The following is a 21629-nucleotide window of genomic DNA, read 5'->3' on the forward strand; positions in this document are numbered from 1 at the left end:
GTTGTGGCGTTGTACGCTCCGCAGGTGGAGACGAACGCGGGTTACCCACGGTCGACCGGGACGCCTCGGGGAGAGGCGCGCCGACTGGAGCTTCTTGAGCGGGTGACCGACGACCTCGCCGTGAACGGGCTCGTCGACTTCTCGTTGCGTCGCGCCGCGCGGGCCGCAGGCACGACGCACAAGGTCCTGCTCTACCACTTCGACGGCGCGGAGGATCTCCTGCGCCAGGCCGTCGGCAAGCTGCGGCAGCGGCGGATCGACCACGCGGTCGGCGCTCTGACGGAGACGTCGGCGGAGACGTCGCTGGCGGATCGCATTCGTGTGGTCTGGCCGATGCTGATGGGCGAGGAGGCCGGCCTGGCGCGCGTGTTGGACCAGGCGATGGGTCTGGCGATGTACGACCCGGAGCGGTATCGCGACCTCGGGCGGCATGCCTCCGAGCAGTACCTGCCGATTCTCGTCGGGCTCTGCCCCCTGCACTGGTCGGAGAGGCGGAAGCGGGGCGTGGCGGAGATGATCCTCGGAACTCTCCGCGGGTTCCTGCTGGAGCGGCTGCTCAGCCGGGACGAGGACGGGGTGGCGGCGGGCTTCGAAGCGTTGTTGCGCGCGTTGGAGCGTGAGGAGGCCGCTGACGGGGAGGCGGGCGTGGACGCAAAGTGAACCATGTGGTTCACTCGTGGTGTAGGGGCGAATCCGGTCGGGTCGACACGGAGGTCGACATGGACGTATCGGTACAGCACACGCAGGACGCGCAGCAGCGCGAGAAGGTTCGCTTCGCCAGCGGCGGCGGGGAGTGCGTCGCCTGGCACTATCCAGGACGTGACGGAGCCTGCGTCATCATGGCAGGTGGCTTCGCGGTTCCGAGGGGCCCCGGTACGGACCGCTTCGCCTGGCGGTTCCAGGAAGCCGGGTTCCACGTCCTGGCGTTCGACTTCCGGGGGATGGGGGAGAGCGGGGAAGGTCCGTGCCCCGTTGTGACGCGCGGCAGCCAGCTCGCCGACTGGAAGGCGGCGCTGGCGTTCGCGCCGAGCCTGCCGGGCGTCGCTGCGGGCAGGCTCGCCTTGTGGGGCTTCTCGGCGACGGGCGGTCAGATCCTCGACGTCGCTGCGGGCGAGCCGGCCGTGGCCGCGGTGGTGGCTCAGACGCCTGCCCTCGGCGGAGCGACGGCCGCACTGAACGCCGCCCGCTACCAGAGCCCACGTGCCATGGCGCGGTTGCTCGGGCGAGGTCTCGTCGACGAGATCGGATCACGCCTCGGTCGACCGCCGCGGGCGGTGCCGCTCGCGGGGCGTCGTGGCGAGGTCGCCGTGCTGACGACGCCGGACGGCGGCGTGACTCCGAGTCCGCTGGATCCGGACGGGTCGTATCCGGAGTGGCGGCAGGTGGTCGCGGCCCGCTCTGCGCTGCGGCTCGCCTTCGCGATGTCGGGACGTCATGTCTCCCGTGTGGGGTGCCCGTTGCTCGTCGTGGTCTGTGACGACGACCGCTCGGCGCCTCCAGGTCCGGTGCTCAAGGCCGCACACCGTGCTCCCCGTGCCGAGGTGGTCCACCTGCCGGGTGGGCACTACGCGCCCTTCCAGGGGGAGCACGAGCGGGCCGTCGAGCTGGAAGTCGCCTTCCTGCGCAGGCAATTGACGTCCTGATCCGGGTGCGGCCCGGTGCCGGGTCCTCAGCCCAGCACGCCGGTGAGGATTCGGCCGAGCGTCGCCGTGAAGCGGTCGTCCGGGCTTGCGGGCTCGGCTGTCTCGAGCCGGGTCGTCTCGGCCCCGGCCGTCCCGGGCTCGCCCGGTGCCGCGAGCAGTGCGGCAAAGGAGGCTGCCCACGGCGTGACCATCTTCCGGGATGCGAAGGCGCAGAGCCGTCAGATCGGCGCGAAGTGGCACGGCGGATCCCTCGACCGCATCACTGCGCCCGCGACGCTTCACGTCATGCCGGGCGTGGGTCACTTCCTCTCCTGCGAGACCTGGGCGGTCTGCGCGGAGCAGGTGCGGGCTCTTGCGGACCGCGCCGCGACGGCCGAGCCCGCCCGGGGCTGACCCGGGCGGGCTCAGCCGTTCAGCAGCTGCAGTCGCAGCATTCGAGGCACTCGCAACATTCGCAGCACTCACAGCAGTCGCAGGCGTCGCAGCAGTCCGCGTCCCGGCAGGCTCCGTGCATCGGACGCCCGTTGCAGGGATTCGGGTACTCCTCGCGGCAGCAGGCCTGGCAGGTGCAGCAGAGCAGCGCCCACATGCCGCAGGCGCGCAGCAGGCCGTTGCGCTGTGGTGGCATCGGCGGCGGGGGAGGAGGCACCGGCCCCCCGCCGAAAGGCCCGCCACCGAAAGGCCCGCCACCGAACGCGCCCGGAGGGAACGAGCCGCCGCCCGGACCGCCCCCGGAAGGTCCACCGTACGGACCGCCGCTGTACGGGTTGCCGTCCTGGGGACCGGCTGCGCCCGGGTTGCCGTAGGGGTTCTGGCCTCCGCCGTACGGGTTGGGGCCGGCCGGCGGAGGGTTCCAGGAGTTGCGGGCGTGGCCGAAGACGCGCCGGACGGCGGCTTCGGTCTCGTGCGCGAGCAGTCGGTGCGCCAGCGCGCCGTCCATCAGCTCGACCTCGGCGAGCGCGAGCCGGATGCCGTGGACCGCGTCGCGGCAGAGGCGCTCCGCCTCCGTCGTCGTGGTGCCGGTGGCGACCAACGGATTCCAGGCGCCGGTGCGCTGGTCCTCGCTCAGATCCTCCACCGCGTCCAGGAGATGGGCGAGGCGGCCGAAGTAGCGGCCCACCTCGCGCAGCGGTGCGCGGTTGCCGGGACGGCCCGCGAGCACGGCGGTGTGCTCCAGCGCCAGCGCCGTGGCCTCCTCGGTCGGGGCCGTCACCAACAGCACCGAGGAGCTGAACCCGGCGGCCGCCTCGACCTCGACCTGCCGCTCCAGACTGGCGAACAGGCCCTCGGCGTCGAAGCCGAGCGAGCTCCCCGCCGTCCTGCTCTGCCGGCGCCACCTCTCCGCCACGCCGCCCGCGGCCGCGGCGACCGGACGGCGGGCGAAGAGTCCGTCCCCGTCGTCCACGTGGTCACGCATCTTGGCCGAGGCGAGCGCCAGCGAGACCGCAGCGGCCAGCCGGGCCCCCTCGCCCCGGGCGACGGGCGCGGTGCGCAGGCCGCGCAGCGGGCACGGGCCGGCCCTGCGGCGGTCGTCCGGCCGGCTCGCCGTCTGCGCCTCGACGAGGACGGAGACGACCAGTCCGTCGTAGTTGGTGGCGGTGCGGGCCAGTTGGCCGTGACCGTCGCGCAGCGCCAGGCACAGCCCGCACAGATGGGCCGTCCAACTCTCCAGCAGACGTTCCGTCAGGCGGTGCCGACAGGGCCGAATGATTCCGAACACGCCCGGTCCTCCCCCGGTTCCCCGGTTCCCCCGGTTTCCCCCGAATGATCGCTTCCCCGAATGATCGCGCCCACCGTACCGGTTGCCGCCGGCCGGGCGCAGCCGCCCTGGCCAGCGGTGGCGCGGGTAGGCTGGCCGGCAGGAGAGCGGGGAGAAGTGAAGGTGGAGGCGAGTCCGTGCCGTATCTGACCGTGGCCGGGCCGGGTGTCCACGAGATCGAGATCAAGAAGTCCCGTTTCGTCTGCCACCTCGCACGCGTGGGGGACGAGGCGGAGGCGCAGGCGTTCATCGCCGGGATCCGCAAGCAGTTCTGGGACGCGCGCCACAACTGCACCGCCTTCGTCGTCGGCGACGACCCGCGCCGTGAGCGCTCCAACGACGACGGCGAGCCTGCCGGAACGGCTGGGGCGCCGATGCTGGAGGTGCTGCGCCGACGCGGCGTCACCGACACCGTCGCGGTGGTGACCCGCTACTTCGGCGGCGTGCTGCTCGGTGCGGGCGGGCTGGTCCGCGCCTACGGCGGGGTGGTGGCGGAGGCGCTGGACGAGGTCGGACTGGTCGAACGCCGCCCCGTGGCGCTGCTCGCCGTCCACACCGACCACGTGCGCGCGGGACGGCTGGAGAACGACCTGCGCGCGGCCGGATACGCCGTGCGGGACGTCGCCTACGACGCGTCCGGCGTGGTCGTGGAGGTCGGGGTGCCGGAGGAGGGCGTGCCCGGGTTCGAGGCGTGGCTCGCCGAGACGACCGCGGGCGAGGCGTTGGCGGAGCGCGTCGGCACGACGCTGGTCGACGTGCCGGTGAACTGAGCTCACGCGGTCGCGGACGGGCGGCCCGGGAGCCCGCGCACGCCGCTTCGGGAGCCGACGGACAGCACCGAGAGACTCGAACCCACGGAGCCGACGGACAGGAAGCTCCCCACCGATCCGACCGACAGGAAGCCCCCTACCGATCCGACGGAGAGGCAGCTTCCCACCGATCCGACGGAGAGGGCGGAACCGACGGATCCGACGGAAACGAACGACGCCACCGACCAGAGTGACCACCGGGAGCGTGCCGAACACGTACGGGCGTGGGCTGCTGTCATGGAGATCATCCGCCTCCGAACGGGCGGGCCGCGCCGGGCGGTCTCACCTGAGGGACCCCTAAGGAGATCCCAGACGGCGCCCGGGTCGGCCTGCCTGTCGTGTGGGCGCGAAGGTCCGGCGTGCCGGGGCTACGGTGGGAGGCATGGTCACGCTTCGACCGCGGGGAAGCCGACGGTCGGCGTTCTCCGTTCGTCCCGAGGCGGAGGCGGCCGGGGCGTTCGCCGTCGTGATGGCGGGCACCACACTGCCGACGCCGCTGTACGGCCTGTACCGGCAGGAGATCGGCTTCTCGGAGCTGATGGTCACGGTCATCTACGCGGTCTACGCGGTCGCGGTGATGAGTGTGCTCGCCTTCGGCGGCGGGCTGTCCGACGTCGTCGGGCGCCGCAGGGTGGCCCTGGTGGGCCTGGCGTTCGGCGCCGCCAGCGCGGTCTGCTTCCTGACGGCCCATGGGCTGCCGCTGCTGTTCGCGGGTCGGCTCTGCTCGGGCTTCTCGGCCGGTCTGTTCACCGGATCCGCCACCGCGTACATCGTCGAGTTGGCCCCCGCGGAGAGGCGGAACCGTGCGGCCCTGGTGGCCACCGCCGCCAACATGGGCGGCCTCGGTATCGGTCCCGTGCTCTCCGGCACGCTGGCCCAGTACGCGCCGTGGCCGCTGCGGCTCCCCTACGCGGTGCATCTGGTCCTGCTGGCGGTGGCGGGCTTGACGTTGCGGTCGCTGCCGGAGACCGTGCCTGAGCCGCGGCCCTGGTCGGCGGCCCGGGTGCGGTTGCCCGCGCTGTCGGCGTCCGTGCGGGCGGTGTTCGTCCCGTCGGCCCTGGCGGGCTTTGCGGGGTTCGCCCTGCTCGGGGTGTTCACCTCCGTCACGCCCGCGTTCCTCACGCAGTACCTGGGCGTGCGCAATCTGGCCGTCGTGGGTCTCGTGGCCCTGGTCGTCTTCTCCGGGTCGACGGTCGGCCAGCTGCTCGCGGGACGCGTGAGCGCCGTGCGTGCTCTGCCGGCCGGGTGCGGCCTCCTGGTCGTGGGGCTGATGCTGCTTGCCGGTGCGCTCGCCTGGCAGTCGTTCGCGCTGATCGTCCTGAGCGCCGTCGTCGGCGGCGCGGGTCAGGGGTTCGCCCTGCGCGGGGCGGTGAGCCGGCTGGCGGCCATGGCCCCGGCGGCGGAGAGAGGCCAGGTCATCTCGGCGTTCTTCCTCGCGGCCTATGCGGGGATCTCGTTGCCGGTGGTGGGCATCGGTCTGATGGCCACCACCGTCGGCCTCCAGGACGCGGGACTGTACTTCGCCGCCGCCATGGCGGTGCTGGCCGCGGCGGCGGGTGGCTACCTGCTCCGTCTGGGGCGGCAGGGCTGACCGTCGAGGGGCCCGGCGTGCGGAGGCGATCCGTCTCGTCCGGGCTCTCAGGCGACGTCGATGACGATCTTCCCGGAGGCGGTGCCCTGCTCGACCTCGGTGTACGCCTGGGCCACGGTGTCGAACGTGAAGCGGCGGGGGTCGAGCAGAGGTCGCAGCAGGCTGCGGTCGGCCAGCTGCGCGGCCTGGCGGAGGATCTCCCCGTGGTGCTCGCGGCCGCGGCCGGTCAGCATCGGCAGCAGGGTGAAGACGCCGGAGTAGGTCGCGCCGCGGAAGGACAGCGGTGCGAGGCTGTGGCTGCCCCAGCCGAGCGCGCTGACGACGTGGCCGGTGTAGGTGCGCACCGCGGTGAAGGAGGCGTCGAGGACGGGACCCCCCACGGTGTCGAAGACGATGTCGAACCCCTCGCCGTCGGTGTGCTCCGCCACGTAGTCCTCGACGCTGACGGCGGTGCGGTCGATGGGGGTGGCGCCCAGCGCCTGGATGACGTCGAAGCTGCGCGGCGAGCCGGTCGAGTAGACCTTCGCGCCGTGTGCGGAGGCGATCTGGACGGCGACGCTTCCGACGCCGCCGGCTCCGCCGTGGACCAGGACCCGCTGACCGGGGCCGACCCCGGCGCGGTCGACGAGCCCCTCCCAGGCGGTGACGACCGCCAGCGGCAGGGCGGCGGCCTCGCGCATGGCGAGCGCGGCCGGCTTGGGTGCGAGCAGGCGTGCGTCGACCGCGGCGTACTGGGCGAGCGAGCCCTGTAGCGCGCCCACGCCGCCGGTCAGGCCGTAGACCTCGTCGCCGTGCCGGAAGGCGTCCACGCCGGGCCCGGTCTCCTCGACGACGCCGGCCAGGTCCATGCCGAGCACGGCGGGCGGCTGCACACGGGCGTGGGCGGCCGCACCGGCCCTGATCTTGGTGTCCAAGGGGTTCACGCCGCTGGCGTGGATCCGGACCAGCACCTCTCCCGGCCCGGGTGTGGGCGTGGGCACGTCCCGGCGGACGAGGGGGCTGCCGAACTGCTCGAGGACCATGGCGTCCATGGCCGACCTCATCTCTCTTGGTCTCTTCTCTTGGCCTCTTTGCCTTCCTTAATCAGACAGACTAGTCCGTCCGATTAAGGAAGGCAAAGAGGTTGGCCCGGCTAATCGAACGGACTAGTCTGTCTTGTATGGGGACGCAGGTACGCAAGACGAGAAGCGAACAGAAGATCCTGGACACCGCCGGGGAGCTGTTCCACCGGCACGGGCTGCGCGGGGTCGGCGTGGACCAGGTCATCGCCGAGTCGGGCGTGGCCAAGTCCACCCTCTACGCCCACTTCCGCACCAAGGACGAACTGATCGCGGCCTCGTTGCGGCGCACCGACGACGCGTGGATGGAGAAGCTGCAGACCGCGGCCGCCGCGGCCGGTCCCGAGCCGGCGGATCAACTGGTGGGTCTCTTCGACGCGCTCCTGGCCTCCTTCGACCGCCACGGCTTCTTCGGCTGTCCGTTCGTCAGCGCCGCCGTCGAGGCCGAGCCGGGCTCGCCGCCGCACGACGCGACCGTCGCCCACACGCGCCGACGCCAGGAGTGGCTGACCGCGCTCGCGCGCGACGCGGGCGCGGGCGCCCCCGAAGCGCTGGCCGGCCACCTCGGGCTCCTGATCGACGGCGCGCTGGCGTCGGGGCGGCTGCTCCAGGACCGAGGTGTCGTCGACGCCTCGAAGGCCGCCGCACGGAGCCTGGTCGCCGCCCACCTGCCCGCCGCCTGATCCGCCCGCCGCCCGATCTGCCGGTGCGGATCTCGGACGTTGACTCCCCGTGGGGCGACCCTCGGTCCTAGTCTGATCGGTCGGAGAACCTTCACTGCGTCAGCTGCTGCCACCGGGCGAGGTGCCGATGCTGCCACCACCAGAGGACGTCCTACTCCTCCTTGCACACCCCTTCGGCGACACCTGGACCACGCTCGCGGACTGGATGGAGCGCGGTCCCGGCCCACGTCCGCTGTTGCGGCCGGTCAAGGCCCGTTCGCGGCTGACCGGCGAGGACCTGCCGCTGTCGGTCGTGCCGCCGCAGTACCGCAACGACGGCGCGGCGCGGCTCGCCATCGAGCGCGGCGAGCTGGCGGATCCCTGGGCTTAGGCATTGTAGGAACCCGACACAATCCGTGCGTCCGACTCGCTGCACTCCGGCGTCTCGGCGGGCCGAATCCCCGTGCGAGGCTGAGGTTCACCGCGCACGGACGGATTCGGCTGGCGATGATCTTCTCGTGCGCTTCGAACGAACGAGCACGAGGGGACACTGCCATGGCACGGGAGCTGGTCGAGGTCGCGATCACCGGGTTGGGCGCGAGCACGCCCCTGGGCGGCGACGTCGCGTCGACCTGGGCGGCGATGCTCGACGGGCGGTCGGGCGTGGCCCTGATGGAGGACCCATGGGCACGCGAGCTGCCGGTGCGGATCGCGGCGCGGCTCGCCGTCGAACCGACCGAGGTGCTGTCGCGCGTCGAGGCGCGCAAGCTGGACCGCTGCGAGCAGCTGGCCCTGGTGACGGCCCGTGAGGCGTGGGCCGACGCGGCCCGGCCCGAGGTCGCGCCGGAGCGCCTCGCGGTCGTCATCGGCACGGGCACCGGCGGCGTCGGATCGCTGCTGGCGCAGGACGACGCACTGGAGCAGCACGGCGCCCGCAAGGTCTCGCCCTACGTCGTCACGCAGATGATGGCCAACGGCCCCGCCGCGTGGGTCAGCATGGACCTCGGGGCGCGCGGCGGCGCGCGCACGCCGGTCAGCGCGTGCAGCTCCGGCGCGGAGGCCATCGCGATGGGGCTGGACCTGATCCGTCTCGGCCGCGCCGACGTCGTCGTCGCGGGCGGCACGGAGGCCTGCATCGCGCCCCTGCCGCTGGCCGGATTCGCACAGATGACCGCGCTGTCCAAGCGCGAGGACGCGCCCGAGGCGGCGTCGCGTCCCTTCGACGTCGACCGGGACGGCTTCGTCCTCGGCGAGGGCGCGGCCGTCGTCGTCCTGGAACGCGCCGACCGGGCGCGGGCGCGCGGCGCCCGCGTCTACGCCCACGTCGCGGGCGCGGGCATCACCTCCAGCGCCGTGCACATCACCGCCTCCGACGCGGACGGGCAGCGGCGCGCGATCCGCCAGGCACTGGCCGACGCCGAGGTCGACCCGCTGGACGTGGGCGTCGTCCACGCCCACGCCACCTCCACGCCCCCCGGCGACCTCGTCGAGGCACAGGTCATCGCCGAGACGATCGGACTGCACCCCGTCGTCACCGCGACGAAGTCGATGACCGGCCACCTGCTCGGCGCCTCCGGCGCGCTCGGCGCAGTCGTGACCGCGCTGGCGCTCCACGACGGGCAGCTGCCGGCGGTCCGCAACCTGGAGAACGTGGACCCGGAGGTGAAGCTCGACCTGGTCACCGGAACGCCGCGCCGCGGCGCATGGCGCGCGGGCCTCGCCAACTCCTACGGCTTCGGCGGCCACAACGTCAGCCTCGTCCTCACCGGGGCGTGAGCCGGAGGCGGACTTCCAGCTCGCCTCGCCGGCCGGCATCGACCACCTTCGACGGCAACGAGCAGCGGGGGCCTGCCCGGGCAACGACCTCCCCGGGCGGGAGCCCTACAGCAGGTGACGGTTCGCCTGGCGTAGTCGGATTCGCAGCATGTGCGACGCGTGTACCGGCAGGAGCGCGATGGCCTCCCCACGGTGACTCGGATCGTCTCGAAGCGGGCGGCGAGCTCGTCCTTCGACCGGATCTGCCGGCCAGGCGTCAGCTCTGCCTCAAGGATCGCGGCGCGCAGCACCTCCTCTGGTTCAGTCCGTGTAGGACCAGCCGGTGACCTGGCCGAGGGAGATGACGACCACGGGTCCGTCCGGGACGGCGGCGCGGTACTGCGGGTACTTCGCGGCCAGTAGCTCGACGGCCCTGTGACGCTCGACGCCGCCGTGCCAGACCTCGGCGATGCCGTCGGCGCGGACCCACCACAGCTGCTCCCAGTCGTCCGCGTAGTGGTCCACGAGAACGCTCACGTGCGGGTTCTCGCTGATGTTCCGCAGGCGGCGCAGGTTCGCGGTGGTCTTCGGTTTGTGATCGATGACGAAGAAGAGGCGGTCGTCGTCCACGGCGAAGGTGATGGGTACCAGGTGGGGCACACCTGATGCGGAGGCGGTGGCGAGTCGCGCGGACCGTGCAGCCTCGAGGCGGCGGCGGGCCTCGGTGGGGTCAAGCCTCATGCGCACCAGTATCGGTCTTGAAAGCAGGCATCAAGATCATTTCATTGTCAACGGGTGCCGGAAGTGGCGCTTCCCCAATGGATCCAGCAACACCGCTGGGCCGTCGGTGAACGCATCCGGGACCACAGCCAGGCCCCAGGGCGCGCAGGTCGTCGCCGAGGCACATCCCCACCGGGGTCCGCTCACCGCTGGCCGCATGCGAAGGCACTGGCCGTGAGCGCGGCGGGCGCGGGATCGAGGCCGGTCTTCACTGCCTACGCCGCGGAGTAGTCGCGCCAGTGGAGCGGGTGACCGTCGCCGTCGTCGAGCGGTCGGCCGTCGACGGCGACGTACCAGCGCTGGACCACGTCGTCGTACTCGACCTCGACGCGGTTCTGATCGGCCATAGGTGGTGCCTCCTGACGCGCTCGCGGGGCGAGGATGCTCACGTCAGTGACAGTACGAGCGGGCAAAGAGATGAGGGGTGCAATCTGCACCCCCTCGATTGTGAGGACTCGTCATACGCATCAGCCGGCGAGGAGGCCCACCTTCTCGGCCAGGTGAGCGGCCCTGCGGCGGCGATCCGGCGCGGCGGCTTCCACGCTCTCCAGGATGATGCGCTTGGCGTAGCCGTTGTAGCGGATCGTCTCCGGGGCGGCCTCGAAGGCTTGGTCCAGTACTGCAAGGGCGGTGTCGGGCTGTCCGTCGAGGTGGTAGGCGCGCGCCATCTCGATTCGGTGCCGGGCCCTGCGCGGCCGCGACGGGATGACCGTCGCCTCGGAGCGCGCGGCCTGGCGGACGCTCTCGCCGCCTGCGTGGAGCTCCACGGCGACGGTGGTGGCGTGGGCGCCCATGATGGCCTGGGAGAACGACGTGATGGGGTCGTAGAAGTCGGGGGGCAGGCGCTCGGCGGTCTTGCGGGCCTGGTCCCAGTAGGACCATGCGCCCGGATTGTCGCCGCGTCGTGCCGCCGTGTAGCCGGCCTCGAAGAGCAGTGCGCCGGCGATGGACAGCACCGGGTGTTCGGCGTCCGGGAGGAGCGGGCGCAGGTAGGCGAGGACGTCCATGGTGATGCTGTCGGCGGCGTCGAAGTGATCCAGGCCGGAGTCACGGTGGGCTTGGGCGAGGAGCCACGCGGACACGCCGATGGCGTGCGGGTCTTCGGATTCCTGGGCAGCGACCATGCCGCGCTCCGCGACCCGCCAGAGCAGGGCGCTGTCGGGCTGGTAGGCCACGAAGAACTGCGTGAGGGAGTACACCTCGGCGAGGACGGCTTGCGCTGCCCTGCGCTCTGGCGGGGTCGCGGCGTGGCGGGCCGCGAGCTGGGCGTCGCGGATCAGGTCCGGCAACAGCGCGCCGATCCGCTCGCGATGGTTCGGGGCGCTGTGCCTGGCCCTCCAAGCAGCGTCGAGACGGGCGCGGACGTGCGCGGTCGGCGGCGCTGGTTCCAGGTTCAGGCCGGGCATGGCGTTGACGGCGGCGGCCACGGCGGCGAGGCGCGGGTGGCCGGGGCCGATGAACAGTCCCGCGTCGTTGACGTGACGACCGGTGAGGTCGGCCAGGTCCCGCACGCGGAGGGCTTCGGCGATGGCCAGGACCGTGTCGAACCGGGGAATCTGGAGGCGTCCGGTCTCGAGGTCCTTGACCCACTGTGCGTTGTGTCCGAGGAGTCCGCCCAGGATTTCGCGGGTCAGGCCTCTCTTAGTGCGGAGGATCTTCAAACGTTGGCCGAAGCGGATCGGCTCCGCTCCCGGATCCGGGGTAGCGTCGAAGGAGGACATGGCCCCGCCCTTCTCTCCCTTGCAGCTCGACACTGTCAGGGTAGGAGAGCGGGGCCGTTCCGCGTCAGTCGATCCGCGAAGGCTGAACCGTGCGGGTGCCTCTGGCGGCTCCTGAGAGGCCCCGTGCAGGGCGCCATCACCCTCCGTCGAAGCCGCCGGGCGCACCCCACACCCTCCGAGGGACAACAGCTCCACTCGTGCGGCATCGTCCACGCTGCGAAGGCCGACCAGGGGGGAGGGGTCGTTCCGGGAGCGGCGCTGGTAGGTGTGCTCGCAGGTGGCGCGCCTTCCGTCTGTGATCTCCGCCACTCATGGTCTGATTAACCTCCCGTTCACAAACGGGCAACAGCCGGGAAATTGCGTCCTGTGAATCTCCTACACGAGCAGAGGCAAGGACGTAACTCCCCAGTGCAGCGGAGCGACGCCGAGCGCCACAGCATCGCCCCCACCCACCGCGTGTTTCATCTGCGAGGAGCTGCGCCCGTGAGCTACAAGGCCGAGTACATCTGGATCGACGGCACCGAGCCGACCGCGGAGCTGCGCTCCAAGACGAAGATCCTGGCGGACGGCGCCGAGCTCCCGGTCTGGGGCTTCGACGGCTCCTCCACCAACCAGGCCGAGGGTCACGCCTCGGACCGTGTGCTGAAGCCGGTCTTCTCCTGCCCGGACCCGATCCGCGGCGGCGACAACGTGCTGGTGCTGTGCGAGGTGCTGAACATCGACGGCACGCCGCACGAGACCAACAACCGGGCCCTGCTCTCCTCGGTGGCCGAGACCTACGCGGCGCAGGAGTCGATCTTCGGTATCGAGCAGGAGTACACCTTCCTGACCGAGGACGGCCGCCCGCTGGGCTTCCCCGAGAACGGCTTCCCGGCCCCGCAGGGCCCGTACTACTGCGGCGTCGGCACCGGCAAGGTCGTCGGTCGCGAGATCGTCGAGAAGCACATGGACGCCTGCATCGAGGCCGGTCTGGCCATCTGCGGCATCAACGCCGAGGTCATGCCCGGCCAGTGGGAGTTCCAGATCGGCCCGGTCGGCCCGCTCGAGGTCTCCGACCACATGTGGATGGCCCGCTGGCTGCTGCACCGCATCGCCGAGGACTACGGCGTCGTCGTCTCGCTTGACGCCAAGCCGGCCAAGGGCGACTGGAACGGCGCGGGCGCGCACACCAACTTCTCCACCAAGGCCATGCGTGAGGGCTACGACGCCATCATCACCGCGTGCGAGTCGCTGGGCGCGTCGCAGGACATCGTGATGGAGCACGTCACCCAGTACGGCACCGGTGTCGAGGAGCGCCTCACCGGCAAGCACGAGACCGCCCCGTGGAACGTCTACAGCTACGGCGTCTCCAACCGCGGCGCCTCGGTCCGCATCCCGTGGCAGGTCGAGGTGGACAAGAAGGGCTACATCGAGGACCGTCGCCCGAACGCGAACGTCGACCCGTACGTGGTGACCCGCCTGCTGGTCAACACCTGCTGCTCCGCCCTGGAGAAGGCCGGCCAGGTCTGATCCTGCGGCCCCGCCGCTGCGCAGAACTCCGCGCGCCCTCCGGTTCCCGTACCGGAGGGCGCGCGGTGTTTTCCGGCGCCTTCCGGTGTCGTCCGGCGGCTGCCCCGGCTGTCAGCCGATGCCGGCCGGTGCGGACCGGTCGCCGCTGAGATAGGTGCCGTAGCCGCGGACGACCAGCGGGCCGTCGAAGACGAGCACCTCGTTGACCAGCCCGCCCACCTGGTTGCGGTAGTGCACGACCAGGCAGTCGACGCCCGCGTAGCAGCCGAGCACCTCGAAGCGCAGGTCCGGGACCAGCGTCAGCGCCTCGGTCCAGTACGCGCGCAGCGCGTCCTTGCCGCGCACCACGCCGTCGCTCCCGAGGACGCGCGCCGCGACCGGCGAGGAGAAGACCACGTCCTCGGCGAAGTGGGCGAGGACGGCCTCGACGTCGTGGGTATTCCACGCCGAGGCCCAGGAGTTGACGAACCGTTCGATGCTCTCTCGATCCATGGGCGCATTGTGTCGTCGCCCCGCCTCGGGCCGCCCGTATGACCGGAGTGTGAACAAATTTCACCCGTTCGGGTGAGGCGCGCGGCTGGCCATGGACAAGCCAACGTGCGGCGATGTTGGTTGGCCAGGGCAGCGCGCGGCAGCTTGTGCCGCGCGCAACTCAGCCTGCCCGCAACCATGCTGACACGACATCAGGGAGACGAACCGCCGTGCATCCGAACGACGCCCGCCGCGAAGGCGGCTCCCGTGCGGTCGGCGCTCCGCACGCCCCGGCGGACCGGCTGTTCGCCGCGTACTGGTGCGAGGCGGTCGCGCATCTGCCCGCCAGCGGGCACTCCTTCTGGCTCGCCGCCTGTCCCGTCTCCTCGCCCAGCGAGGCACTCGGTTGGATCACCGACCGGGCCGAGCGCCTCGCCGAGCAGCTCGACGCGTCCGCGGCCGAAGCCGCCCGCGGCTGGCTCGTCGACGGCCGGGCCCACCAGCGGCTGCTGCTCGCCCTCACCGAGGGGAGTCTGTTCATGCACACCATCCCCGACGCGGGCGTCCGCCACATCCTCTCCGCCCGCCCGGTGCAGGTGCAGGTACAGGTCCACGAGACGGTTCCTATGACTATTTAGGTTCGATGAGGCGGATGAGACTTCCGTTACGGGCCGGTGGGTCGTGGCGTCGGCCGTCCCCTGGTGAGGGAGTGTCATGAGTGCCGGGCGGGACAAGACCGCTGGAAAACGGCATTTCTGACGCGAGAAGGGACAGGACGATGATGGGTGGACGGTTCACGAAGATGGTGGCGCTGGGTTCGGCCGCGGTGACGCTCACGGGCGTCGCGGTGCTGGGTGTGGCGGGGACGGCGTCGGCGGCGCCGCACCACGGTCCGGGGCGCCACGAGCGGTGCCAGGTGGTCAGGGGCCAGTGGGTGCCCACCTGGCACCCCGCCTCCCGCGACCGGCGCGGTGAGTGGCGCAAGGGCTACTGGACCCGCACCTGGGTCCCCGCGCACCAGATCTGCATCCGATAACGGGGGCTGCGCCACCGGCGCACAGACGGTCCTCCCGGCCTCGAAGGCCGGGGGGACCGTTGCTTTTGCGGCGGCGGCTGGCAGAGTGTCCCCGTGCCGGAGAATCTGCGGATCGGGCTGCTCGGTGCGGCCGCCATCGCGCCCAGTGCGCTGATCGAGCCCGCGCGGGCGGTGCCGCGCGTACGCGTGGTCGCCGTCGCCGCGCGCGACCGGGCGCGGGCCGAGGCGTTCGCCCGCAAGCACGGCATCCCCGCTGTGCACACCGGGTACGACGCGCTGCTGGCCGATCCCGACGTGGACGCGGTGTACATCCCGCTGCCGAACGGCCTGCACGCCGAATGGACGCTGAAAGCGCTGGCCGCCGGCAAACACGTGCTGTGCGAGAAGCCGTTCACGGCCAACCGCGCCGAGGCAGAGCGCGTCGCCGACGCCGCGGACGCGGCCTACGCGCGCGACGGGCTGGTGGTCATGGAGGCGTTCCACTACCGCCATCACGCGCTGGCCGCCCGGATGCGGGAGATCGTCGCGAGCGGGGAGCTCGGCGCGCTGCGTCGCGTCGAGGCCGAACTGTGCTTCCCGCTGCCGCGGTTCGGCGACATCCGCTACGACTACGGGCTCGCCGGCGGCGCGACGATGGACGCCGGCTGCTACGCCGTCCACGTGGCCCGTCTGCTCGGCGGCGACCCGCGGGTCGACTCGGCGCGGATGCTGACGCTGCGCCGGGATCCGCGTGTCGACCGTGCGATGAGCGCGGAGCTGACCTTCCCCGGAGGGGCGAGTGGGCGGGTGCGCGCGTCGATGTGGTCCCGGCGGCTGCTGGCGATCCGGGCGCGCGCGGTGGGGGAGGACGGCGAGCTCCGGGTCACCAACTTCGTGATGCCGCAGCTCTACCACCGCCTCACCGTGCGCCCGCGCGCGGGCGGCGGGCCCGTCCGACACGAACGGCTTCCCAAGCGCCCCACGAGCTACGCCGCCCAGCTCGCGGCCTTCGCCGCCGCGGCGCTCGACGGCGCCGAGGTCCTCACCTCGGCCCGGGACGCCGTGGTCACCATGGGCGTGCTCGACGACATCTACCGCGCGGCCGGCCTGCCCCTCCGCGGCGCCGCCCCGGCGGAGGCATAGCCGGAGCGGGCCCGGGCCCGGCGCGTAGGCAGCGCGGGTCGCCGGGGGGCGCGTGAGCCGTGCCGCGCGTGGGTGGTGGGCAGCCGGGGGGCGTTCCCCGCCCTGCCGTCGGCGGTCGCGGGTCGAGGTGACCCGGTGGAGCCTCCGCGCCGAGTCGTGTGGGGGCCTTGCGGGCGAGGGGCAGGAGGCCTCCCCACCGCGCGAGCCCCGTTGCGTGACTCGGTTGGATACGGCGCGCCGTCAGAACCAGTGGAGGCAGTGCGGGGCGCGGTCGCTGTGGAAGAGGGAGTCGGCGAGGGTTGCCGCGGCTGGGTGGTGGGCGTGGATGTGGCCGGCGCGTACCAGGGTGCTCGGGGTGGTGCCGCCGAGGTAGATCGAGGCGAGGTCGCTCACGTCGAGGGAGAGGTCGGGTTCCGCATCGGTGGGGACGCACTGCGCCTTGCCGTCGCGGACGGTGAGCGCGTAGCGGGTGTGCTCGCCCGCGAGGGGATCGGCGACGGCGAGGACGAGCTCGCCGTCGGCGAACCAGGAACGGGCCGTCAGGGCGCGGGGGACGTCGAGCAGGCGCACCCAGAGCCAGTCCTGGTGCCGGTTCACCTGGGCGGCGCGGAAGTCCGCCAGCTGCCAGCGCAGCGGATGCTCGGGCGGGAAGTGCTTGAACACGACCCGGTCGACCAGATCGTGCCCGAGCAGGTACCGGACGAGGGCCGTGGAGGCCGCGTCCGTGGTCGTGACGGTCTCGTCGACGGTCAGCGTGCGCGTTCCGGTGGCGGGGTCCGCGTCGACCGCGTAGGAGGCGTACCCGGTCGCGACGCCCTCGGCGTCGCGGTGGACGGCGACGTAGCGCGGGGCCGGGGCGATGGGGGGCTGTCCGGCGCCGTTGGCCCACCAGCGGTGCGGTCGCGACAGCGCCCCGGGCTGGACGCGGCGGTAGCGGTCGTAGACCTCCTCCAGGACCTCGCCGCACTCGGACCGCGTGCGCAGCTCGACGGAGCCCCCGCCGTGCGCCTGTGCGCGCGGGGCGGCGAGTGCGGCCTCCCGGTGCGGCACCGTCAGCTGCTGGGTGTAGGTCGCCGGACCGTAGCCGAACCTGCGGTAGATCGCGGCCTCGGAGGCCAGCAGCACGGACAGGAACTCGCCCCGCTCGCGCAGCTGCGCGAGCTGATGCCGCATCAGGGCGGTGAGCACGCCCTGGCGGCGGTGCGAGGGGAGCACGCCGACGGCGGTGATCCCGGCGGCGGGGACGGTGACCTCGCCGGGCAGGGTGAGCTCGAACGAGTAGGCCCCGGCCGTTCCGACGGGCCGACCGTCCGCCGAGACGGCGAGCAGGTTCCGGTCCATCTCGAAGGCCGACCACCAGCCCGTACCGCCGTCGGCCACGGGTTTGCGGAAGACTCCGAACGCGGCGTTGAGGGTGCCCAGGAAGACGTCGAGGTCCTGGTCGGTGGTGGATCGGATGTCCATGGGGTCCTTTCCGGTTTCCCCCCGACGCGTCTCGGGCCGGGGACAGGGCAGAGCGACAGGGCGGAGCGACAGGGCAGGGCAGAGTACGGGATGACACCCTGATGCGTGGTGTCAGAGCGTCAGGGCTCAGTGCACCGCGCGGCAGCCGTCCGGTCAAGGGACTTACGCGTTCCGCCGGGCCCGGGCCCGTTCCGGCGCGCCTCTGTCGGACCCGCGGGTGATCCGGTACAAGCTGGCGGACGCCACGGCGTCCGCGCACCCGTGCACCCGCGTACCCTCGATCCCCTTCCGACCCCGAAGGAGTGCCGCTCTTGTCCGCACCACGGATCGCCCTGCTCGACGAAGCACGCCCGCTGGCCGACGAGTTGACGGCCCTGCGCCGCGAGGTCCACGGCGAGCCGGAGCTCGGCCGGCAGCTGCCCCGCACCCAGCGGCGTGTGCTCGACGCGCTCGCCGGGCTGCCGCTGGAGATCCGCACCGGGGCGGCGCTCTCCTCGGTGACCGCCGTGCTTCGCGGCGGCCGTCCGGGGCCGACCGTGCTGCTGCGCGGCGACATGGACGCCCTGCCGCTGACCGAGGCCACGGGCCTGCCGTACGCGTCCCGCGTTCCCGGTGCGATGCACGCCTGCGGTCACGACCTGCACGTCGCCATGCTGGTCGGCGCCGCCCGGCTGCTGGCCGCGCGTCGGGCGGAGCTGGCCGGGTCGGTGGTCTTCATGTTCCAGCCGGACGAGGAGGGCACCGACGGCGGCGGTGCGTCCGCGATGCTCGCGGAGGGCCTGCTCGACGCCTCCGGCGAGACCCCGGTGGCCGCGTACGCGCTGCACGTCTCGGCGAACCGGCTCCCGTTCGGCGTCTTCTCGGTCCGCCCGGGGACGGCCGGCGCGGCCTCGGACGGGCTGCTGGTGACGGTGCGCGGCCGGGGCGGGCACGGCTCGGCCCCGCACCGGGCGGCCGACCCGATCCCGGCGCTGTGCGAGATGGTGACGGCACTGCAGACCTTCGTCACCCGACGCTTCGACATCCACGACCCGGTCGTGGTCACCGTGGGCCTGATCCGGGGCGGGACCAAACGCAACGTCATCCCCGACGAGGCCGGCTTCGAGGCGACCGTGCGCACCTTCTCCGCCGAGGCCAGGGAGCGGTTGCGCGAGGGCGTCCGCACGCTGCTCACCGGCATCGCCGCCGCCCACGGGCTGGGCGTCGAGGTGGTGTACCACGAGGGCTACCCGGCCCTGCTGAACGACCCCGCCGAGGCCGCGTTCGCCGCGCGCGCCGTCGTGGACCTGTTCGGTCCCGGACGCTGCCAGGAGGCGGCCCACCCCACCCCGGGCGCCGAGGACATGGCTTTCGTGCTCGCACGGGTCCCGGGCGCCATTCTGATGCTCGGCGCCTGCCCGCCGCAGGACGACTACACCACCGCGCCGCAGAACCACTCGTCCCACGCCGTCTTCGACGACGCCGTGCTGCCGGACGGCGCGGCGCTGCTCGCGGAGCTCGCGCTGCGCCGACTCGCCCGTGCGTGACGAGCGGACCCCGGCCGGACGAACGCGGGACCCGTTCCCGTCGACACGTCGATCCGCCACCCCCCGGAAGGGCGTGGCGGATTGGCACATGCCAAGTTCCCTGGACGGGGTGTCAACAGTCTCTGAGCAGCAGCATCCTTGAGACAACGACACTCACCGGCCGCCGTACCACCAAGGGGTTCCACGTCCATGCCCGCTTCCACGGATGAGGCCGCCAGCGTGCGCGCCACCCCCTCGTCCGACACCGTCGACGTCAACCGGTTGGGCGAGGTGCTCGTGACCGGACTCAAGTCGGCGCTCGGTCGGCACGGCATCACCCTTCCGTCGCTCCACGCCGACTACCCCCTGGGCGACAAGCCCCTGATCATGCTCGGCCGTGCCAACCGGGAGACCGTGGAGAAGCTGACCGCGCTGCTCGAATCCATCGAGCCCACCGCGGGCTGACGGACTCCCCGACGTACGATCGAGGGTGTCCTGGTCGGCGTCCCTGCCGGCGAAGCCGGGGTGACGGGAGGCGTTGCGCATGCCCGAACCGTCCTCGCGCGACGACGCGGACGACACGGACCGGGCGGACCAGGCGCGCCACGCGGACCGGGCCGTCGGCGCCGACGATGCCGCCGCCGGGCTCCCGCAGCGGTTGGACGGCCTCTACGCGACGCGGCCGCCGTGGGAGATCGGACGCCCGCAGCAGGCGTTCCTCGGCCTCGCGCGCAGCGGCGCCCTCCGCGGGAGGGTGCTGGACGTCGGCTGCGGGACGGGGGAGCACGTGCTCATGTGCGCCGGGCTCGGCCTCGACGCCACCGGCGTGGACCTGGCGGACCGCGCGCTGAGCGCCGCCCGGGCGAAGGCCGGCGAACGAGGCGTGACGGCGCGGTTCCTCCGCCACGACGCGCGCCGGCTGGCCGCCCTGGGGGAGCGGTTCGACACGGTGCTCGACTCCGGCCTGTTCCACATGCTGGCCCCGGGCGACCGCCCGGCCTTCGCCGACGGGTTGCGGGCGGTGCTGCGCCCGGGCGGCCGCTACTTCATGCTGGGCTTCAGCGACCGGGAACCCAGGACGCCCGGGGTCGAGGTGCCGTACCGTCTGACGAGGAACGACCTGACGACCGCGTTCGCCGGCACCCTGCGGATCGACTCGCTGGACCCCGCGACGATCGAGATCACACTGAACACGGTGGGCATCCGGGGCTGGCTGCTCGCCGGCACGAGGCTCTCCACGCCCGCCGCCTGAGGCGTCACCGCTCGGCGGCCACCGGCGTCCCCGTCCCCGCGTGACCCCGGGACCAGCGACAACTGCGTCGACCGTCGGCTCTCTTGACGTGTGGTCAGGTGCCTGGTTCCCTTTTCCAGGCAAGGTGCACCACTTGTTGTGGTGGCGACAGCTCGATCCTGTGCGGTGTTGTGCGAGTGCGCACGTGCATGCGCAATATTGGCATGATCATGACCTTCACTGTCGCCCGTCCTCGTTCTCCTGGCAGCTTCGAGCTGCCGTCAAGAGAGGATCTTCCTTGATGGGCATACCTCTTCGTGGGGGCGTGCGTCGTGGGGCCATGGTCGGCCTCGCGACGCTCTCCCTGGCCGGCGCTGCGGCGCTGGGCATGGTGGCGCCGGCGACCGCCGCGTCGCACACGGCGAACCCGTACGACCCGGCGACCGGGCATTCCTACCGGCACGGCGTGATCCCCACGGTCACGCAGAACGCGAAGATGAACCAGTGGGCGGGCACGCATGACTCGCCGACCGCGACCAGCGCCAACACGCTGTCCTACGGCGGCGGTATAGGCGGGGTGGGCGTCAACGACGGCAAGTCGCAGGTCTACCTCGTCTTCTACGGCACTCAGTGGGGTAGCGAGAGCACCAACAGCGCGGGCGACGCCACCTTCTCCGGTGACTCGGACGGCGCCGCCGCGGTGACCCAGGAGATGTTCAAGGGCATCGGCACCGGCAACGAGCTGTGGTCCGCGGACCTGACCCAGTGGTGTGACGGCAACGGTGTCTCCTCCGGCGCCACCAGCTGCCCGGCCACCGGCGCCAGCTACGTCCCCTACCAGAGCGGTGGCGTGCTGTCCGGGGTCTGGTACGACAACTCCGGCGCCTCGCCGAGCGCGGCGACGGGCAACCAGCTCGGGCAGGAAGCGGTCAAGGCGGCCACGCACTTCGGCAACACCACCGCGGCCTCCAACCGCCACACGTACTACGTCATCCTCTCGCCGCACGGCACCAACCCGGACAACTACCAGGGCCAGTACTGCGCCTGGCACGACTACACGGGTGACTCCTCGCTGACCGGCGGTGCGGTCAACTCCCCCGACGGCCCGCTCGCCTTCTCCAACCAGCCCTACAACATGGACTCCGGTTCGGGCTGCGGCGTCGGCTTCGTCAACAGCCCCGGAACGCTCGACGGCTGGACGATGACCCTCGGCCACGAGTGGCACGAGATGATGTCGGACCAGTTCCCGGCGGGCGGCTGGACCAACGCCTCCTCCGGTGAGGAGAACTCCGACGAGTGCGCCTGGATCGCCGCGGGCCAGGCCGGCGGCGCGTCCAACGTGGCCATGGGCACCGGCACCTTCACCGAGCAGGCCAGCTGGTCCAACGACACCAACGCCTGTGCGATCTCGCACCCGATCGTCAACCACGGCGGCAACACCGTCACGGTGACGAACCCGGGCAGCCAGACGAGCACGGTCGGCACGGCGGTCTCGCTGCAGGTCTCCGGCAGC

The 21629-nt window shown here is 72.3% G+C and carries 24 protein-coding genes; 16 read left to right on the plus strand and 8 right to left on the minus strand.

All coding sequences use genetic code 11. The features are described 5' to 3' along the window. Both TR50_RS39510 and TR50_RS39515 read left to right on the plus strand, forming a co-directional pair. Positions 1-660 (plus strand): TetR/AcrR family transcriptional regulator (locus TR50_RS39510; RefSeq protein WP_369405815.1); only part of this gene is annotated, 660 nt, incomplete at its 5' end. A 59-nt stretch (positions 661-719) separates the two neighbouring features. Further along, a complete protein-coding gene (locus TR50_RS39515) occupies positions 720-1643 on the plus strand; it encodes an alpha/beta hydrolase (protein WP_042434427.1) in 924 nt (307 codons plus the stop codon). Between the two features lie 26 nt (positions 1644-1669). Here the strand turns inward: TR50_RS39515 and TR50_RS47355 are convergent, their stop codons facing one another. Beyond that, complete coding sequence (locus TR50_RS47355) at positions 1670-1834, minus strand: hypothetical protein (protein ID WP_160311263.1); 165 nt, start codon at positions 1832-1834, stop codon at positions 1670-1672. Here TR50_RS47355 and TR50_RS39520 point away from each other — a divergent pair. Further along, positions 1827-2036, plus strand: coding sequence for a hypothetical protein (locus tag TR50_RS39520; RefSeq protein WP_042434382.1), 210 nt, complete (start codon positions 1827-1829; stop codon positions 2034-2036). The two genes, TR50_RS47355 and TR50_RS39520, sit on opposite strands and share 8 nt — an antisense overlap. A 19-nt stretch (positions 2037-2055) precedes the next feature. Here TR50_RS39520 and TR50_RS39525 read toward each other — a convergent pair whose 3' ends face one another. Then, positions 2056-3363, minus strand: coding sequence for a DUF5685 family protein (locus TR50_RS39525; RefSeq protein ID WP_042434385.1), 1308 nt, complete (start codon positions 3361-3363; stop codon positions 2056-2058). Between the two features lie 176 nt (positions 3364-3539). On the opposite strand from TR50_RS39525, the gene TR50_RS39530 reads away from it, so the two are divergent. Beyond that, positions 3540-4172, plus strand: a complete 633-nt coding sequence (locus TR50_RS39530; protein ID WP_236654786.1) for a YigZ family protein — start codon at positions 3540-3542, stop codon at positions 4170-4172. A gap of 421 nt (positions 4173-4593) precedes the next feature. After that, a complete protein-coding gene (locus tag TR50_RS39540; protein WP_042434390.1) occupies positions 4594-5802 on the plus strand; it encodes an MFS transporter in 1209 nt (402 codons plus the stop codon). A gap of 47 nt (positions 5803-5849) precedes the next feature. Here TR50_RS39540 and TR50_RS39545 read toward each other — a convergent pair whose 3' ends face one another. Next, positions 5850-6833 carry a zinc-dependent alcohol dehydrogenase family protein gene (locus TR50_RS39545; protein ID WP_042434392.1) on the minus strand — a complete coding sequence of 328 codons (984 nt, stop codon included), beginning with the start codon at positions 6831-6833 and terminating at the stop codon, positions 5850-5852. A 128-nt stretch (positions 6834-6961) separates the two neighbouring features. Here TR50_RS39545 and TR50_RS39550 point away from each other — a divergent pair, with 128 nt between their 5' ends. From TR50_RS39550 to TR50_RS39555, 3 genes are all read left to right on the plus strand, one after another. Beyond that, positions 6962-7543 carry a TetR/AcrR family transcriptional regulator gene (locus TR50_RS39550; protein ID WP_042434395.1) on the plus strand — a complete coding sequence of 194 codons (582 nt, stop codon included), beginning with the start codon at positions 6962-6964 and terminating at the stop codon, positions 7541-7543. 127 nt (positions 7544-7670) lie between these two features. Next, complete coding sequence (locus TR50_RS46285) at positions 7671-7913, plus strand: hypothetical protein (protein ID WP_152648884.1); 243 nt, start codon at positions 7671-7673, stop codon at positions 7911-7913. Between the two features lie 164 nt (positions 7914-8077). Further along, positions 8078-9298 carry a beta-ketoacyl-[acyl-carrier-protein] synthase family protein gene (locus TR50_RS39555; protein WP_042434398.1) on the plus strand — a complete coding sequence of 407 codons (1221 nt, stop codon included), beginning with the start codon at positions 8078-8080 and terminating at the stop codon, positions 9296-9298. Positions 9299-9598: 300 nt separating this feature from the next. Here the strand turns inward: TR50_RS39555 and TR50_RS39560 are convergent, their stop codons facing one another. The 3 genes from TR50_RS39560 to TR50_RS39565 form a co-directional block, all read right to left on the minus strand. Next, positions 9599-10018: a TIGR03668 family PPOX class F420-dependent oxidoreductase gene (locus TR50_RS39560; protein ID WP_042434434.1), complete on the minus strand. Its 420-nt coding sequence runs from the start codon at positions 10016-10018 to the stop codon at positions 9599-9601. 254 nt (positions 10019-10272) lie between these two features. Beyond that, the gene (locus tag TR50_RS49955) at positions 10273-10404 is read right to left on the minus strand and encodes a hypothetical protein (protein ID WP_269084842.1); all 132 of its coding nucleotides are present in this window, start codon (positions 10402-10404) and stop codon (positions 10273-10275) included. A 120-nt stretch (positions 10405-10524) separates the two neighbouring features. Further along, positions 10525-11778: a helix-turn-helix domain-containing protein gene (locus tag TR50_RS39565; protein WP_042434401.1), complete on the minus strand. Its 1254-nt coding sequence runs from the start codon at positions 11776-11778 to the stop codon at positions 10525-10527. Positions 11779-12261: 483 nt separating this feature from the next. Here TR50_RS39565 and glnII point away from each other — a divergent pair, with 483 nt between their 5' ends. Next, on the plus strand, positions 12262-13287 hold the full coding sequence (glnII, locus tag TR50_RS39570) for a glutamine synthetase (protein ID WP_042434403.1): 1026 nt from the start codon (positions 12262-12264) through the stop codon (positions 13285-13287). Between the two features lie 111 nt (positions 13288-13398). Here the strand turns inward: glnII and TR50_RS39575 are convergent, their stop codons facing one another. Continuing rightward, positions 13399-13779 (minus strand): nuclear transport factor 2 family protein, encoded by a 381-nt coding sequence (locus tag TR50_RS39575; protein WP_042434405.1) that lies wholly within the window; start codon positions 13777-13779, stop codon positions 13399-13401. Between the two features lie 209 nt (positions 13780-13988). Here TR50_RS39575 and TR50_RS39580 point away from each other — a divergent pair, with 209 nt between their 5' ends. The 3 genes from TR50_RS39580 to TR50_RS39590 all read left to right on the plus strand — a co-directional run bounded on the left by TR50_RS39580 (position 13989) and on the right by TR50_RS39590 (position 15916). Beyond that, on the plus strand, positions 13989-14396 hold the full coding sequence (locus tag TR50_RS39580) for a hypothetical protein (RefSeq protein WP_042434407.1): 408 nt from the start codon (positions 13989-13991) through the stop codon (positions 14394-14396). Positions 14397-14536: 140 nt separating this feature from the next. Next, positions 14537-14794 (plus strand): hypothetical protein, encoded by a 258-nt coding sequence (locus TR50_RS39585; RefSeq protein ID WP_042434410.1) that lies wholly within the window; start codon positions 14537-14539, stop codon positions 14792-14794. A 93-nt stretch (positions 14795-14887) separates the two neighbouring features. Next, positions 14888-15916, plus strand: a complete 1029-nt coding sequence (locus TR50_RS39590; protein WP_042434412.1) for a Gfo/Idh/MocA family protein — start codon at positions 14888-14890, stop codon at positions 15914-15916. Between the two features lie 240 nt (positions 15917-16156). On the opposite strand, the gene TR50_RS39595 is transcribed toward TR50_RS39590, so the two are convergent. Further along, positions 16157-17380, minus strand: a complete 1224-nt coding sequence (locus TR50_RS39595; RefSeq protein ID WP_042434416.1) for a GNAT family N-acetyltransferase — start codon at positions 17378-17380, stop codon at positions 16157-16159. A gap of 311 nt (positions 17381-17691) precedes the next feature. Here TR50_RS39595 and TR50_RS39600 point away from each other — a divergent pair, with 311 nt between their 5' ends. The 4 genes from TR50_RS39600 to TR50_RS39615 all read left to right on the plus strand — a co-directional run. Further along, the gene (locus tag TR50_RS39600) at positions 17692-18906 is read left to right on the plus strand and encodes a M20 metallopeptidase family protein (protein ID WP_439654278.1); all 1215 of its coding nucleotides are present in this window, start codon (positions 17692-17694) and stop codon (positions 18904-18906) included. Between the two features lie 189 nt (positions 18907-19095). Beyond that, positions 19096-19350, plus strand: coding sequence for a hypothetical protein (locus tag TR50_RS39605; protein WP_236654787.1), 255 nt, complete (start codon positions 19096-19098; stop codon positions 19348-19350). Between the two features lie 79 nt (positions 19351-19429). Beyond that, positions 19430-20137, plus strand: coding sequence for a class I SAM-dependent methyltransferase (locus tag TR50_RS39610; protein WP_084701787.1), 708 nt, complete (start codon positions 19430-19432; stop codon positions 20135-20137). 280 nt (positions 20138-20417) lie between these two features. Further along, the coding region (locus tag TR50_RS39615) for a hypothetical protein (protein ID WP_201776937.1) at positions 20418-21629 on the plus strand (1212 nt) is incomplete at its 3' end.

Origin of the sequence: Streptacidiphilus anmyonensis (genome assembly GCF_000787855.1) — a bacterium.
GTDB classification, from domain to species: Bacteria; Actinomycetota; Actinomycetes; order Streptomycetales; family Streptomycetaceae; genus Streptacidiphilus; species Streptacidiphilus anmyonensis.

Coding starts and splice junctions, on each gene's coding strand:
- TR50_RS39515 (WP_042434427.1), top strand. CDS start 720: ATGGACGTATCGGTACAGCACACGCAGGACGCGCAGCAGCGCGAGAAG.
- TR50_RS47355 (WP_160311263.1), bottom strand. CDS start 1,834: ATGGTCACGCCGTGGGCAGCCTCCTTTGCCGCACTGCTCGCGGCACCG.
- TR50_RS39540 (WP_042434390.1), top strand. CDS start 4,594: ATGGTCACGCTTCGACCGCGGGGAAGCCGACGGTCGGCGTTCTCCGTT.
- TR50_RS39545 (WP_042434392.1), bottom strand. CDS start 6,833: ATGGACGCCATGGTCCTCGAGCAGTTCGGCAGCCCCCTCGTCCGCCGG.
- TR50_RS39550 (WP_042434395.1), top strand. CDS start 6,962: ATGGGGACGCAGGTACGCAAGACGAGAAGCGAACAGAAGATCCTGGAC.
- TR50_RS46285 (WP_152648884.1), top strand. CDS start 7,671: ATGCTGCCACCACCAGAGGACGTCCTACTCCTCCTTGCACACCCCTTC.
- TR50_RS39555 (WP_042434398.1), top strand. CDS start 8,078: ATGGCACGGGAGCTGGTCGAGGTCGCGATCACCGGGTTGGGCGCGAGC.
- TR50_RS39560 (WP_042434434.1), bottom strand. CDS start 10,018: ATGAGGCTTGACCCCACCGAGGCCCGCCGCCGCCTCGAGGCTGCACGG.
- TR50_RS49955 (WP_269084842.1), bottom strand. CDS start 10,404: ATGGCCGATCAGAACCGCGTCGAGGTCGAGTACGACGACGTGGTCCAG.
- TR50_RS39565 (WP_042434401.1), bottom strand. CDS start 11,778: ATGTCCTCCTTCGACGCTACCCCGGATCCGGGAGCGGAGCCGATCCGC.
- TR50_RS39575 (WP_042434405.1), bottom strand. CDS start 13,779: ATGGATCGAGAGAGCATCGAACGGTTCGTCAACTCCTGGGCCTCGGCG.
- TR50_RS39585 (WP_042434410.1), top strand. CDS start 14,537: ATGATGGGTGGACGGTTCACGAAGATGGTGGCGCTGGGTTCGGCCGCG.
- TR50_RS39595 (WP_042434416.1), bottom strand. CDS start 17,380: ATGGACATCCGATCCACCACCGACCAGGACCTCGACGTCTTCCTGGGC.
- TR50_RS39605 (WP_236654787.1), top strand. CDS start 19,096: ATGCCCGCTTCCACGGATGAGGCCGCCAGCGTGCGCGCCACCCCCTCG.
- TR50_RS39610 (WP_084701787.1), top strand. CDS start 19,430: ATGCCCGAACCGTCCTCGCGCGACGACGCGGACGACACGGACCGGGCG.